At 71.3% G+C, this 14,274-nt stretch carries 13 protein-coding genes; 6 read left to right on the top strand and 7 right to left on the bottom strand.

All coding sequences use genetic code 11. The features are described 5' to 3' along the window. Window positions 1–40 precede the first annotated feature (40 nt). The 5 genes from ACIA5G_RS36630 to ACIA5G_RS36610 form a co-directional block, all read right to left on the bottom strand. Entirely contained in the window at window positions 41–2,308 is a 2,268-nt protein-coding gene (locus tag ACIA5G_RS36630; RefSeq protein WP_395931725.1) for a M4 family metallopeptidase, read from the bottom strand. A gap of 107 nt (window positions 2,309–2,415) precedes the next feature. Then, complete coding sequence (locus tag ACIA5G_RS36625) at window positions 2,416–2,586, bottom strand: hypothetical protein (RefSeq protein WP_395931723.1); 171 nt, start codon at window positions 2,584–2,586, stop codon at window positions 2,416–2,418. A gap of 44 nt (window positions 2,587–2,630) precedes the next feature. Continuing rightward, entirely contained in the window at window positions 2,631–3,905 is a 1,275-nt protein-coding gene (locus ACIA5G_RS36620; protein WP_395931721.1) for a helix-turn-helix domain-containing protein, read from the bottom strand. A gap of 85 nt (window positions 3,906–3,990) precedes the next feature. Then, window positions 3,991–6,015 carry a M4 family metallopeptidase gene (locus ACIA5G_RS36615; RefSeq protein WP_395931719.1) on the bottom strand — a complete coding sequence of 675 codons (2,025 nt, stop codon included), beginning with the start codon at window positions 6,013–6,015 and terminating at the stop codon, window positions 3,991–3,993. A gap of 357 nt (window positions 6,016–6,372) precedes the next feature. After that, window positions 6,373–7,659: a helix-turn-helix domain-containing protein gene (locus ACIA5G_RS36610; protein ID WP_395931717.1), complete on the bottom strand. Its 1,287-nt coding sequence runs from the start codon at window positions 7,657–7,659 to the stop codon at window positions 6,373–6,375. 118 nt (window positions 7,660–7,777) lie between these two features. Between ACIA5G_RS36610 and ACIA5G_RS36605 the strand changes: the two genes are divergently transcribed. From ACIA5G_RS36605 to ACIA5G_RS36595, 3 genes are read left to right on the top strand one after another with little or no spacing between them, the layout of a single operon-like run. After that, on the top strand, window positions 7,778–9,610 hold the full coding sequence (locus tag ACIA5G_RS36605) for a glycoside hydrolase family 9 protein (protein WP_395931715.1): 1,833 nt from the start codon (window positions 7,778–7,780) through the stop codon (window positions 9,608–9,610). 9 nt (window positions 9,611–9,619) lie between these two features. Continuing rightward, window positions 9,620–10,405 (top strand): TIGR00730 family Rossman fold protein, encoded by a 786-nt coding sequence (locus ACIA5G_RS36600; protein ID WP_395931713.1) that lies wholly within the window; start codon window positions 9,620–9,622, stop codon window positions 10,403–10,405. Beyond that, complete coding sequence (locus ACIA5G_RS36595; RefSeq protein WP_395931711.1) at window positions 10,405–10,989, top strand: TIGR00730 family Rossman fold protein; 585 nt, start codon at window positions 10,405–10,407, stop codon at window positions 10,987–10,989. The genes ACIA5G_RS36600 and ACIA5G_RS36595 overlap by 1 nt, the downstream gene beginning before the upstream one ends. Before the next feature lie 105 nt (window positions 10,990–11,094). Here the strand turns inward: ACIA5G_RS36595 and ACIA5G_RS36590 are convergent, their stop codons facing one another. Then, window positions 11,095–11,940 carry a LysR family transcriptional regulator gene (locus ACIA5G_RS36590; protein WP_395931709.1) on the bottom strand — a complete coding sequence of 282 codons (846 nt, stop codon included), beginning with the start codon at window positions 11,938–11,940 and terminating at the stop codon, window positions 11,095–11,097. 70 nt (window positions 11,941–12,010) lie between these two features. On the opposite strand from ACIA5G_RS36590, the gene ACIA5G_RS36585 reads away from it, so the two are divergent. The 3 genes from ACIA5G_RS36585 (at window position 12,011) to ACIA5G_RS36575 (ending at window position 13,594) form a co-directional block, all read left to right on the top strand. Further along, window positions 12,011–12,727, top strand: a complete 717-nt coding sequence (locus ACIA5G_RS36585) for an SDR family NAD(P)-dependent oxidoreductase (RefSeq protein WP_395931707.1) — start codon at window positions 12,011–12,013, stop codon at window positions 12,725–12,727. A 193-nt stretch (window positions 12,728–12,920) separates the two neighbouring features. Next, window positions 12,921–13,247: a hypothetical protein gene (locus ACIA5G_RS36580; RefSeq protein WP_395931705.1), complete on the top strand. Its 327-nt coding sequence runs from the start codon at window positions 12,921–12,923 to the stop codon at window positions 13,245–13,247. Window positions 13,248–13,267: 20 nt separating this feature from the next. Then, window positions 13,268–13,594: a hypothetical protein gene (locus ACIA5G_RS36575; RefSeq protein ID WP_395931703.1), complete on the top strand. Its 327-nt coding sequence runs from the start codon at window positions 13,268–13,270 to the stop codon at window positions 13,592–13,594. Here ACIA5G_RS36575 and ACIA5G_RS36570 read toward each other — a convergent pair whose 3' ends face one another. Continuing rightward, window positions 13,595–14,269 carry a lysophospholipid acyltransferase family protein gene (locus ACIA5G_RS36570; protein ID WP_395932274.1) on the bottom strand — a complete coding sequence of 225 codons (675 nt, stop codon included), beginning with the start codon at window positions 14,267–14,269 and terminating at the stop codon, window positions 13,595–13,597. Window positions 14,270–14,274 lie beyond the last annotated feature (5 nt).

Below are 14,274 nucleotides of genomic sequence, written 5' to 3'. Positions count from 1 at the left end.
GCCGCACCGGGCTGGTGCGGCCTTCACGGGGTGGGGCGTGTTACACGGTCAACGTCCAGGAGGACAGGTAACCGGTGTCGGCGGGGCCGACGTCTCGGATGCGGAGCTGCCACGCGCCGTTCCCGGCTTCCGAAGAAGCGTTCACGGTGTAGGTGGTGTTGATGTTCGGCGTCGAGCTGCTGCTGGAGTTCTTCAGCCGGTAGGCGGTGCCGTCCGGCGCGACCAGGTCGAGGACCAGGTCACCGCTGTAGGTGTGGGTGATGTGCACCTCGACCTTGGTGGTCGACGACGCGTTGCGCGCGCAGCCGGCCACGGTGCTGGTGCTGCTGACCGCGGCACCCGGGTAGTCCGGGATGTTCAGCTGGGTCCCGTTCGTCACCGGGGCGCACGATGACGTGGTCCCGACGGTCAGCGAGTACTGCGCGGTGTGGTCGGTGCTGGCCCCGTCCGCGGTGATGGTGATCGGGAAGCTGCCGGTCGGGGTGGAAGACGTCGTCGTGATGGTCAGCGTCGAGGAGCCGCCCGACTGGACGGTCGCCGGGCTGAACGTCGCGGTCGCGCCGGCGGGCAGGCCCGAGGCGGACAGCGTGATCGACTGCGCCGCGCCGGAGGTGATCGCGGTGCTGACGGTGGTGGTCGCCGAGGCGCCCGGCTGCACGGAACCCGAAGCCGGGTTCAGCGCGACGGAGAAGTCCGGCCCGCCGCCGCTGCACGAGGTGGGCTCACCGGTCGCGGCGGTGACGGAGACGGCGTCCCACGCGGCCTTGGTGGTGTTGTACTCGGTGCAGCTGCCCGGGAAGAGCGCGATCGCGGCTTCGAGCGTCGCCTTGCGGGCGGCCTTGTGGTTCCACGACGAGGTCTTCTTCAGCAGGCCGTTGTAGAAGATCTTGCCGGCCTTCTGGATGCCGAGGCCGGTGACGCTGGAGCTGTTGCAGGTCGGGCTGGCCGGCTTGCCGCCACCCGGGTTCGAGCCCTCGGCGAGCAGGTAGAACCAGTGGTTCTGCGGGCCGGCCGCGGCGTGCACCTCGGTGCTCGGGATCGACGACGAGTAGCAGTTCGGGTCGCCGACCTTGGACGGCTGGTACATGTAGCGGATCGGGCCCTGGCCGACCAGGTTGACCCCCTCGCCGACCTCGTAGTCCGGCGTGTCCTTGGTGTTGTTCGCGTACGCCTCGGTCAGCGCGCCGAAGATGTCACCCGTCGACTCGTTCATGCCGCCGTTCTCGTTGCCGGAACCGGCACCGCCCGGGGTGAACTGGAAGATGCCGTGGCCGAACTCGTGGCCGACGACGTCCATCGAGGTGGCCTGGCGCTGGTTGTCCTGCGAGTGCCCGAAGTGGGTCGAGGAGCCGTTCCAGTAGGCGTTGACGTCGCTCAGGCCGACGGACGCCGGGTAGCCGGTGCCGCTGCCGTTGATGCCGTTGCGGCCCAGCCACTCGGCCAGCATCTTCCACTCGGTCTGGACGCCGTACAGCGTGTCGACGCAGGCGGTTTCGAGGTCCGTGCCGGAGCCGTTGCCCCACGCGTTGTCGGGGCCGCTGTAGACGGAACCGCCCTCGCGGCCGCAGCTGATGCCGGTGCGGCCCGGGTCGCGCATGGTGTACGTGCTGCCGGACTGCGTCGTGTCGATGGAGACGTTGCCGACGTAGTAGCTGTTGCCGGTGCCCGCGACGTTCACGGTGCCGGGCTGGGCCTGGGTCTTCGCGCCGGAGGCGAACGTCTTGACGTCGTCGCGCTTGTCGAGGACCGCGCCGGTCGCGGCGTCGACGAACACGTGCAGGTTGCTCGGCGCCGTGGCGGTGCGCCCGGCGACGACGACCTCGTAGGCCAGCTTCGGGCTCGCCCCGGCCAGCACCACCTTCTCCGGCGTGCTCACACTGTCCACAGTGGGCAGTTGAGCACGCGCGGTGGCGGCGGCCTTCGCGGCGTCGAGCGCGGCCTGCGTCCCGACGCTGATGGCGGCGGTCTCGGCGGCGCTCGTGCCGCGAACCCGCCCGGCGCCGTCGGCGACGACGACCGCGTCCCCGCCCACGACCCGCAGGCCCTGGTAGGTCCGCTGGTAGGCGCCGTAGAAGAGGCCACCACCACCGGCGGTCAGGCCGACTCGCTGGAACGATTCGGCCGGGCCCCGCTTGAGTGCGTCGAGACCGCTGGCGGCGGCCTGGTCGGCGGCACGCGCGGCGGTGGCTTCCGGTGCGGCGGGCTGTGCTGCTGCTGGTGCCGCGGTTGCCGGGGTCACCGGCAGCGCAAGCGTCATGGCGAGCCCGGCGGCGGCCGCCAAGCCCGTTCTGAACCCACGATGGGTCATCGAGGTCTTCCTTCCCTGAAGGCAGGAACGTGGTCCGGTAAGGGAAAAGGGGGACGTGTCCGGCGGGCTAACAGGAGGTATGCGTCCGGACGCATCTGAGTAAAGGATCAGCCGAACAGGCCGTCAATGCGCCGAACGGACCAACGCCGCGTTCCGGATTCGCGGGTCAATTCGTACAAAGGCCGCTGCAGCAGGGCATTCTCGGCGTTTCCCGCGGCGGAACGACTTTCGTAGGGATTGTCCCGGACACCCTCCGAACGCCGGAAGATCTCGATCAACGGGAATCGTTAGGTGTGCTCAGGAAAACGTTGTCGCAGCAGGATTAATCGGTTTCGGCGCCCAGCGCGATGAGCCCGTTGCGCAGCACGTCGGCCGCTTCGGCCTGCCGTCCGGTCTCACCCAGCAGCTCGCTCAACGGCCGCAGCGCCCGCACCAGCACCCCGCGTGCGCCCAGGCCGGTGGCCAGCTCGACCGCCGCCCGCAGGTCCTCCGCCGCACGCCGGGCGTCACCCCGGGCGCGGGCCAGGGACCCCTGCTGCAGCCGCAGCTCCGCGGCCAGCGCCGTGCCCGACACCACCGACGGGCGGACCTGGTCGAGCAGCGCACCCGCCGTCTCCAGCCGGCCCGCCGCCAGGTACTCCGCCGCCAGCTCGACCGTGATCGCCGGGACGTCGTCCGGCCACGCCGTCTCGCGGGCCGCGCCGAGGTCGGCCAGCGCGCCCTCGACGTCACCCGACCGGCCGCGGACCCGGGCCCTGGCCAGCAGGCAGTGCGCCATCGCCGGGTGCAGGGCCCGCTCCTGCATGAGGTCGTAGGCCGCGGCGACGGACGCGGCCGCGTCGGCGAAGCGGTCCGCCGCCAGGTGGCTGCGGCACACCTCGACGTGACTGCGGGTCAGCTCGGCCAGCACCGCCGGGCCGCCCCGGGTGAGCCGCAGCGCCGAATCGGCGTACTCGGCGGCCCGTTCGAGGTCACCCTGACGCAGGTGTCGCTCGGCGAGACACGCCCGCAGCGTCAGCAGCATCGACGGCTGCGGGTAACCGTCGCGCAGCAGCTCCGCGTGGCAGGTTTCCAGCAGGTGCAAGGAATACTGCGCCTCGCCCCAGCCGCTGAGCACCGCCGCGCGCAGCGGCACGACCATCGCCCGCACCGGTGGCGGCTCGCCCGACAACGTCGTCTCGGCCTCGGCGACGTACTTCGTGCGGATGTCGCCGCTCGAGTACCCGGCCAGCCACAGCAACGCGATCCCGGCCTGCCGCGGCCGTTCCAGCCGTTCGGCACTGCGCCGGATCCGCTGCATGCGGGGGATCGCGCGGCGGGCCTCGCCGGCCAGGAACCGTTCCGCCGTCTCGATCAGCTCGAGGTCCAGCTCGATCAGCTCCCGCGGGGAGCTGCCGCCGAGCAGCTCGTCCGGGTCGATGCCCAGCTGCCGCGCGAAGAACCGCAGCGCGTCACCCGACGGCGTCCGCGCGCCGGTCTCGACCGACGACACGTACGCCGCGGAGTACTGCGGTCCGGCGAGCTCACGCTGGGTGAGCCCGCGCTCGGTGCGGAGCTCACGCAGGCGCTCGCCGACGGTCTCGCCGCTCACGCTCACGCAGACGCCTTTCCACCGGGGCCGGATGTCCAAGGGTAAGCCGCGCGGTGGCGGAGGGCTCCCTCCGCCACCGCGCGGTGCGGGTTCAGCAGGCGCCGCCGTCACTCCACACGGCCCACGAGGTGGGCGCGCCGGGCTCGGCACCGGTCGAATACCACAGCGACGTCCACTTGTGACCGTTGTGGCCCACGACGTCGTTGGGCACGTAGGCCCGTGCGGAGTCCCACTCGCCGATCCCGTCGCAGCCGGTCGGCGGGGTGCCGGTGCCGACGGTGAGCGAGAACTGCGCGGTGTGGTCGGCGTCGGTGCCGTCACCGGTGACCGTCACCTGGCTGGTGCCCTCCGGCGTGGTCGCCGAGGTGGTGACGGTCAGCGTCGCGGTGCCGCCGGACTGGACGCTCGCCGGGCTGAAGGTCGCCTTGGCGCCTTCGGGCAGGCCGGTCGCCTGCAGCGCCACGGTCTGGGCGTTGCCCGAGGTGATCCGGGTGGTCACCGTCGTGGTCGCGGTCTGTCCGGGTTGGACGGACGCGGACGCCGGCGAGAGCGTCAGCGAGTAGTCGTTGCCGGCCGGCGGGGTGCCGGTGCAGGTCGGCTCACCGCTGACGGCGGCGACGCTCACCGCGTCCCACGCGGCCTTCGTCGCGTTGAACTCGGTGCAGCTGCCCGGGAAGAGCGCGATCGCGGCTTCGAGCGTCGCCTTGCGGGCGGCGCGGTGGTTCCACGACGACGTCTTCTTCAGCAGGCCGTTGTAGAAGATCTTGCCGGCCTTCTGGATGCCGATGCCGGTGACCGTGGAGTTGTTGCACGTCGGGCTGGCCGGCGAGGCGTTGCTGCCCTGGGAAAGCAGGTAGAACCAGTGGTTCTGCGGGCCGGCGGCGGCGTGCACCTCGGTGCTCGGGATCTGCGCCGAGTAGCAGTTCGGGTCGCCGATCTGGCTCGGGTTGTACATGTAGCGGATCGGGCCCTGGCCGACGAGGTTGACGCCCTCGCCGACGGTGAAGTCCGGGGTGTCCTTCGGGTTGTTGGCGTAGTACTCGGTCAGCGCGCCGAAGATGTCACCGGTGGACTCGTTGAGGCCGCCGTTCTCGTTGCCCGACCCGGCGCCGCCCGGGGTGGTCTGGAAGATCGCGTGCCCGTACTCGTGCCCGACGACGTCCATCGGGGTCGCCTGGCGGCGGTTGTCCTGCGAGTGCCCGAAGTGCGTCGAGGAGCCGTCCCAGTAGGCGTTGACGTCGTTGAGGCCGACACTCGCGCGGAACCCGCCGCCGGCGCCGTCGATGCCGTTGCGGCCCAGCCACTCGCTGAGCATCTTCCACTCGGTCTGGACGCTGTAGAGCGTGTCGACGCAGCCGGTTTCAAGGTCGGTGCCGGAGCCGTTGCCCCAGGTGTTGCTGCTCTTCGTGAAGATCGCGCCGCCCTCGCGGCCGCAGGCGATGCCGCGGCGGCCCGGGTCGGTCATCGAGTACGAGCTGCCGGAGCCGGACGTGTCGATGGAGACGGTCCCGGCGTAGTAGGAGTTGCCAGTGCCTGCTTCGCGCACGTCGTCACGGGTGTCGAGGACGGCGCCCGTCGTGCTGTCGACGAAGACGTGCAGCTTGGTCGGGTGGGCGCCGTTGTGGCCCGAGACGACGACCTCGTAGGCCAGCTTCGGAGCGTCTCCGGCGAGCACGACGAGCCTCGGCGCGGAGGTGCTGTCTACTGTGGACACCTTGGCTGCGGCGATCTTCGTCGCTTCGCCGGCCTTCAGGGTGGCCTGGGTCGGCACGGCGATCGGCGCGGTGTGCGCGGCTTCGGTGCCGTGGACGCGCCCGGCGCCGTCCGCGACGACGACCGCGTCCCCGCCGACCACCGGCAGGCCGTGGTAAGTGCGCTGGTAGGAGGCGTAGTAGAGCCCGCCGCCACCCGGGGTGACCCCGGTGCGGACGAAGGCCTCCCCGGCGCCCTTGGCGAGCTGGTCGGCGCCGCTGAGGGCGGCCTGATCGGCAGCTCGGGCGGCGAGCGCCGCGGGCGGGGTGGCGGCGGGAGGAGCGGCGGCGGCGGCCGGGATCGCCGGCGCCGCGAAGGTCAGGGCCAGGCCGGCGATCGCCGCCAGCCCTCGTGGGGATCTCATGGGGAACCTTTCCGGGGAACGCGGGGAGTGTGCCCGATGGAATAACTCCAGTTATTGCGCCGGACGCGTCCGAGTAAAGGTTCCGGTCGCCGGTCGGTCAATGGGCCGAACGGCCTAGCGGGGCACCACGAAGATCACGGCGTTCCGGCCAAAACCCCAGGAAGCGACGGCCGTGGCGACTGGTCTGAACCAATTCACCAACTTTGGTAGGAACTTGGCCCCACCCGGACCGCCACGCCCGCAGGTCCGCCGTACCTGGAGGGTCGGTTCACGTACCCAGGCGGTCGGCTCGCGTACCTGGACAGTCGGCTCACGAACCGACCCTCCAGGTACGTGAGCCGACCCTCTGGGTACGGGTTACGTGTCGGTGCCGGCGGCGGAGTCGAGGCCGCGGCGGTAGGCCTCGATCGCTTCGTCGAGATGACCACGTTGTCGGAGGACGTCGCCGAGGCGCAGGGACGTCGAGACCGCCGCGCCGTGCAGTGACGCCCGGGTCTGGATGTCCACGGCCTCGCGCAGCAGGTCGGTCGCCGTTTCCAGGTCGCCGCGCGACTGCGCGATCTGGCCCCGCAGCCCCGTCGCCTCGCCCAGGGACTCGACGTCCCGGGTCAGCAGCGGCCAGACCTCCGTGATCAGCGAAGCCGCTTCGGCGGGCGCGCCCTGCCGCAGCCGGACCTCGGCCAGCTCGACGGTCGCGCCCGCGACGCCCTCCTCCGAACCGATCGCCGCCAGCTGGTCGCGTGCCGACGTGAGTTCCGCGCGCGCTTCCTCGAGCCGGCCCAGCCGCCGTAGAAGGTATCCGCGGGCCCAGCGGCACCGGGCCGCGTCGCGGTCGAAACCCACCGACGCGAACAGCCGGCACGCCTCGGTCAGGTCCTGCTCGGCCCGGTCCGCGCGGCCGGTCGCCTGCCACACCTGCGACGCCTGCCGGTGGAACCGCGCGACGAAGTCCGGCCGCGACGCCGCCCGCGCGAGCCGTCGCCCGTCCTCGGCCGCGCGACGGGCCCGGTGCAGGCCGCCCATCTCCATCAGCGGGTGGATCAACGCGCTGAGCAGGCACAACTCGGCATCGGGGTCGGCCGGCCGCAAAGCCAGCTCCGCCTCCACCCGCGCGATCGCCGCGCCCGCGTCACCGGCCAGGTACCGGCAGCCGGACCAGCGGTGCACGATCATCGCCCGCAGCCACGGCGGCGCGGCCTCGGCGAGTTCCGACGCGTGTTCCAATGCCCGCTGCGCCCCTTCGACGTCGAAGAGCTGCCACTTCACCTCGGCCTGGCAGAACCGCGCGTAACACTCGACGTCGTCGAGGTGGTAGCCCGCGGCCTGCTTCGCCACGGACGCGAACTGGTCCGTCGCGGAAGCGACCCGGCCCTGTTCCAGGTCGCGGTAACCCTCGTCCAGCGACGCACGCAGCTTGTCGGCCACGCCCGGCGGACGGCCGAAGCGCAGCTCGTCGACGGTCAGGCCGAGCCGTTCCGCCAGGTAGGCCAGCATCTCCTCCGACGGCGGCCGGCTGCCGGTCTCGACCTTCGCCAGGAACCCGCGGTCGTAACCGGGCTCGGCCAGCTCGCGCTGCGTCCAGCCGCGGTCGGCGCGCAGCCGCCGGATCCGCGTGCCGAGCGGTTCGGCGGGGGCGCTGGTCATCTCCCCACGGTAAGTCATCGGCGCGGTGACCGCGGAAACGGACATATTGACGCCTGACGGCGGGCCGGATAGCGTTCTCCGCTAAATAGGAAACTTTCCTAACTAAGTGGAGCCGATCATGCGCCTGCTTCCCCTCGTGACGGCGGCCGCGCTCGCCGTGCCGCTCGCTGCCGCCCCGGCCGAGGCCGCCACCCCGGCGGAAGTGCGTGTCGACCAAGTCGGCTACGCGCTGGGCGAGGCGAAGCACGCGTACCTCCTCGGCGGCGCGCCCGGAACGTTCACCGTGGTCGACGACCACGGCCGGACCGTCCGCCAGGGCCGCATCGGCGCCGGTCTCGGCGGCTGGAACGACCGGTACACCAAGGTGTTCGACCTCGACCTGTCCACTGTGGATCGCCCGGGCACCTACCGGGTCAAGGCCGCGGGCGCGACGTCACCCCCGTTCCGGATCGACACCGCGAGCCGTCTCTTCCGGCCGCTCGTCGGCGCCACCACCGAGTTCTTCCAGGCCCAGCGCGACGGCCACGACGTCATCCCCGGGCGGCTGGACCGCAAGCCGTCACACCTGGCCGACCGCGCCGGGATCGTCTACGCCGAGCCGAAGTTCGCCGGTGAGGGCGGCGACGAAATCGTCGAACCGCTGAAGCCGCAGGGCGGCCCGGTCGACGTCGAAGGCGGCTGGGTCGACGCGGGCGACTTCGTGAAGTTCACGTCCAACACCGCGTACTCGCTGGCCGAGCTGGGGTTCGTGCTGCGCGACGACCCCGATCCGGTGCTGGCGAAGGAGGTCCGGTTCGGCCTCGACTGGCTCGACAAGATGTGGGACGGCAAGACCAAGACCCTCTACGCGCAGGTCGGCATCGGCACCGGCAGTGAAGAGTTCGGCTTCCTCGGTGACCACGACGTCTGGCGCAACCCGCAGGACGACGACGCGCTGAACGTCAAGCCCGGCGACCCCGCGTACTTCGTCAAGTACCGCCCGGTGTTCCCGGCCGCGCCCGCCGGCGCGCCGCTGTCGCCGAACCTCGCCGGCCGGGTCGCCGCCGCGTTCGCGCTCGGCGCGCAGGTCCAGGCGCACCGCGATCCGCGCCTGGCCCGGCACTACCTGGCCGAGGCCGCGGCCGTGTTCGCGCAGGCCAAGACGTCGGACGTCGGTGAGCTCGTGACGGCGTTCCCGCACGCCTACTACCCGGAGTCGTCCTGGGAGGACGACCTCGAACTCGGCGCGACGCAGCTCGCGCTGGCCGCGCGCAAGCTGGGAGATCCGCGCGCGAACGGTTGGGCTCGCGACGCCGCGAAGTGGGCGAAGGCGTACATCGGCAGCGGCGACACCAGCACGTTGAACCTCTACGACACCAGCGCGCTCGCCCACACCGACCTCGCCGGGCTGCTGCGCACCGGCGTCCCCGGAGCCGCGCTCGGCGTCCGCGAGCTGACCGCCGACCTGCGCCGTCAGCTCGACGCCGGTGTGGACAGCGCCAAGACGAGTCCATTCCGGACGGCCGTCGACGTCACCGACTTCGACGCCGCCAGCAAGAGCTTCGGCTTCGCTGCGACCGCGCGGCTCTACCAGCGTGTCACCGGCGACACCCGCTACGCCGCTTTCGGCGTGCAACAGCGGAACTTCACCCTCGGGGCGAACGCCTGGGGTGTGTCGCTCGTGGTCGGCGTCGGCAGCACGTCCCCGCAGTGCCCGCACCACCAGGCCGCGAACCTCGCCGGACCTTCGAAAGTGCTGTACGGCGCGGTCGTCAACGGCCCGAACGGCGCGGACAACTTCGCCGATCTGCCGTTCCCGGCGGGCGCGAAGGAATGCACCCGTCCGTATGAATCCTTCGACGGGCAAGGAAGTCGCTACGCCGACGACCTGAGTTCATGGCCCAGCAACGAGCCCGCAATCGACTTCACCTCCACGGCCCTCTTGGCATTTTCGCTGGCGGGCAGGTCGTAGCATGGCCGGGTGAGCGAACAGTCTGAATTTCCCGACGGCCAGTACCCCGAGCGTCCGGTCGAGCGCCAGAAGGGCCCGGTCGTGCTGCGTGGCGACCGCCGTGACCAGGGCAGCACGACCGACCAGCGGCTGCTCGACTCGCGCGGGCCCAGCGACTGGGTGCACACCGACCCGTGGCGCGTGCTGCGGATCCAGGCCGAGTTCGTCGAGGGGTTCGGCGCGCTCGCCGAGGTCCCGCGCGCGGTCACGGTGTTCGGCTCGGCGCGCACCAAGCGCGATCACCCGGAGTACGAGCTCGGCCGCAAGATCGGCGAGGCGCTGGCCAACGCCGGGTTCGCCGTGATGACCGGCGGCGGCCCGGGTGCGATGGAGGCGGTCAACCGCGGCGCGGCCGAGGCCGGCGGCTTCTCCGTGGGCCTCGGCATCGAGCTGCCGTTCGAGCAGGGCCTGAACCCGTGGGTCGATCTCGGCGTCAACTTCCGCTACTTCTTCGCCCGCAAGACGATGTTCATCAAGTATTCCCAGGCCTTCATCTGCCTGCCCGGCGGCTTCGGCACGCTCGACGAGCTGTTCGAGGCGCTGACGCTGGTGCAGACCAAGAAGGTCACGAAGTTCCCGGTGGTGCTGTTCGGCAGCGACTACTGGGGCGGGCTGTACGACTGGATCGCCAAGACCGTGCAGGGCGAGGGCAAGGTCAGCCCGCACGACCTCGACCTGCTGCACGTCACCGACGACATCGACGACGCCGTCCGTGTGGTGCAGGACTCGTACCAGGCGTGGGAGGACACCCACTGATGAGCCGGATCTGTGTTTTCTGCGGCTCGTCCATGGGCTTTTCGCCGCGCTACGCCGAGCAGGCGGCCGCGCTCGGCAAGCTGCTGGCCCAGCGCGGCATCGGCCTGGTCTACGGCGGTGCGAGCGTCGGCACGATGGGCGTCGTCGCCGATGCGGCCCTGGCCGCGGGCGGCGAGGTGATCGGCGTGATCCCGGAGGCGCTCTCTTCGGTCGAGATCTCGCACGCCGGGCTGTCGGAGCTGCACGTCGTGAAGGACATGCACGAGCGCAAGGCCAAGATGGCGGCCCTGTCCGACGGCTTCCTCGCGCTGCCCGGCGGCGCCGGGACGCTGGAGGAGCTGTTCGAGGTCTGGACGTGGGCCCAGCTCGGCCTGCACGGCAAGCCGATCGGCCTGGTCGACGTCGACGGCTACTACGAGCCGCTGATGAAGTTCGCCGACCACATGGTGACCGAGGGCTTCGTCAAGGAGGACTACCGGCAGCTGCTGATGACGGACGCGGACCCGGCGGCGCTGCTGGACAAGTTCGCGACGTACGAGCCGCCGGCCCCACCGAAGTGGGCGAAGGAGCCACCAGGCATCTGAGCGCCCCAATGTGGCCTTCGGTGCGTCTGACGCACCCAAGGCGGCCTTCGGTGCGTCAGACGCAACCAAGGCCACATTGGGGCGCTTGAAGCCGGCGGTCACGGACTAGCGGTCCGCGGCCACGCGCCCGGCCTCGGCGACCGCGGTGCTGGCCCGGACGAACGCGGCCACCGCGCGCGACCGTGTCCGGTCGGGCCAGGCCAGCAGGACCCCGGTCCGGGGCGCGTCGAGCACCGGCACGCACGCCACGTCCGCCCGGACGTGGCGCCGGGCCGACTCCGGGACCACCGCCACCACCTGGCCCAGCGCCACCAGCTGCAGCAGCTGACCGGGATCGCGCACCTCGGGACCGCGCACGTCGCTGCCGGGCCAGCGGGGGAACGGCTCGCCGTCGAGGTCGGCGAGGACCAGCGCCGCCCGGTCGGCCAGCCGGTGGCCGCGGGCGAGCATCGCCACCTGGTCCTGCTCCAGCAGCAGCTCGGTGTCGAACCCCGAGAGGTCGTCGTGCGGGGCGTGCAGGAACGCCAGGTCGACGCGGCCGTCGCGCAGCATCCGGGCCTGCTCGCCGATCCCGCCCACGACGACCTCGACCTCGACGGCGTCCGGGTCGGCGCGGTAGCCGGGGAGGATCCGGTCAAGCAGGCCCGCGTCGCCGTCGGGTTTCATCGCCACCAGCAGCCGCGGCTCCTCCTGCCCCGCGCGCTGCGCCCGGCGCACCGCGGCCTCGACCGCGTCGAGCGCTTTGTGGCTCTCCACAAGGAAAACCGCGCCCGCCGCTGTCAGCGTCACGCCGCGGCTTGTGCGCTCCAGCAGCGTGACGCCCATGCGCCGTTCGAGCTGCTGGATGGCGCGAGACAGCGGAGGCTGCGCCATGCCGAGGCGCTGCGCCGCGCGGCCGAAGTGCAGTTCCTCGGCGACGGCGACAAAATACGCGAGCTCCCGCGTCTCCATATCACCAGGGTATCGGCCGATGCGGCATCGGTGTTGGCCCGCGCGGGCGCCCCGCTGGTGTGCTGGAGCCATGAACGAAATCACTTTGGTCACCGGCGCGAACAAGGGCATCGGCCGCGAAATCGCCGCCGGGCTCGCCGCCCTCGGGCACACCGTCGTCATCGGCGCCCGCAGCGCCGAGCTCGGCGAGAAGGCCGCCGCGGAGCTGGGCGCCGAGTCGGTGGTGCTCGACGTGACCGACCCCGCGTCGGTCGCCGCGGCCGCCGGCGCCATCGAAGCCCGCCACGGCCGGCTCGACGTGCTGGTCAACAACGCGGCCATCAGCCGGCCGCCGGGCACGGACCTGTCGCACCAGAGCCCGAGCTCCGCCGACCTCGACACACTGCGAGCCATCTTCGAGACGAACTTCTTCGGCGTCGTCACGGTCACGAACACCCTGCTGCCCCTGCTACGCCGGTCGGCCGCGCCGCGCATCGTCAACGTCTCCAGCGGCGGCGCGTCGCTGGCGCGCAACGCCGACCCGGCCGCCGAACTGCCGATTTCGGCGGGTTACACCCCGTCGAAGACCGCGTTGACGGCGTTGACCCTGCAGTACGCGAGGGAGCTGCGTCCCGATGGGATCCTGGTCAACGCGGTCTGCCCCGGCTACTGCGCCACGGACCTCAACAACCACTCCGGCTTCCGCACGCCCGCTCAGGGTGCGGTGGCGGCGGTCCGGATGGCGACGATCCCGAAGGACGGCCCGACGGGCACCTTCGTCGACGACGAGGGCCCGGTGCCCTGGTGACCCGGGGCGGAAAGGCTCGATTCCCGAAGAACTGCCGACGTCGGCGAATTTAACCTGATCGGTTGTTTCGGATGCGAAATCGATCTTGAAGGGTTGTGCCGCGTTTGCCCGGCTGAGACGCTCGATCTCGAGTCAGGAGCGATCCTCGGCAGGGGGGAACCCAATGAAGAGATCTCTGCTCGCCATCGGCGCCGTGAGCGTTTTGCTGTTCGGAATGGCCGGCCCGGCCGCGGTCGCGGCGCCGGCATCGGATCACTCCGGTTCTTCGAAGGCCAGGCCGGCCGGATGGCCCAGCGACTGTCGCGACGAGGTGATGAACCAGTACCAGACCGGTGCTTATTGCCGGCACACGAATGGTGGTTTCTACCAGGCGATCGCCGTCTGCAAGTTCAAGGACACCGGTAAGACCGGCCTGTTCTACGGCACCTGGGAAGGGCGCGGGGCGCCGTCGTACGCCTATTGCCAGGGCTACTCGTACGTGGATTCCTCGGGTATCAACACAACACCCACACCGCCGTGACGAACCATCGGAGGAATGGCATGAGCAAGCGGATCGCGCATTTTCTCACCGTCGCGGTGGTGGCGGCGGCGCTCTTCACCGTCAGTCCCGGTGGCGCCGTCGCCGCTCCGGCCGGCTGGCCGGAGAGCTGCTGGGACGGCCCGTCCAAGGTCGGCAACGGGTGGATGGCCAAGTGTGACGCCGGCACCGGCAAGTACCAGGCCGTCGTCTTCTGCCAGGTGATCTTGGGCGGTCAGAAGCTCGTCCGCCAGGGCGGGTGGACCCACGCCGGCACCTGGGCCACCGCCTTCTGCCCGGGTGGGACGAACCGCACCAGCGGCGGGATCAACTCGTCTCCCGACCCGTGATCAGGCGACACCCTCGCTCGGGCGCTTGTGGTAGGTGTCCACGTACTCCTGGCCGGAGATCTCCAGGATCTGGTACATCACCTCGTCGGTGACGGACCGGCGGATCGCCGGCGAGTAGTCCTGGCCTTCGTAGCGTGAGAAGTCCAGCGGCTTGCCGAACGTGATGGTGATCTTCGCCGGCCGCGGGATGCGCTTCCCGGCGGGCTGGAGGTGCTCGGTGCCGGTCAGCGCGACCGGCACCACCTTCGCGCCCGTCGCCAGGGCCAGCGCCGCGACGCCGGTGTGGCCGCGGTGCAGCCGGCCGTCCAGGGAGCGGGTGCCCTCGGGGTAGATCGCGAAGACGCCGCCCGCGTCGAGCACCTTGCGGGCCGCCTCCAGCGCGGCGAGCCCGGCCTGGGCGTTGCCGCGTTCGACCGGGATGTACCCGAGCCCGCCGACGAACCCGGCCATCAGCTTGCCCTTCACGCCCTTGCCGGTGAAGTACTCCGCCTTGCCGAGGAACTTGACCTGCCGGGGCGTCGCGAAGGTGATGACGCCGGTGTCGAGCGCGGCGCGGTGGTTGGCCGCCAGGAGCACCGGGCCGGCCGCCGGCACGTTCTCGACACCACGCACCTCGGGCCGGTACACCGCCCTGGCCAGCGGCCCCAGCACGAACCGGACAAGCAGCGCGATCAAGTGGT

It is taken from the genome of Amycolatopsis sp. NPDC051758, from assembly GCF_044453095.1.
Classification (GTDB): Bacteria; Actinomycetota; Actinomycetes; order Mycobacteriales; family Pseudonocardiaceae; genus Amycolatopsis.
The sequence above is the reverse complement of the archived record's forward strand: the minus strand, read 5'-3'. Positions and strand labels throughout refer to the sequence as shown.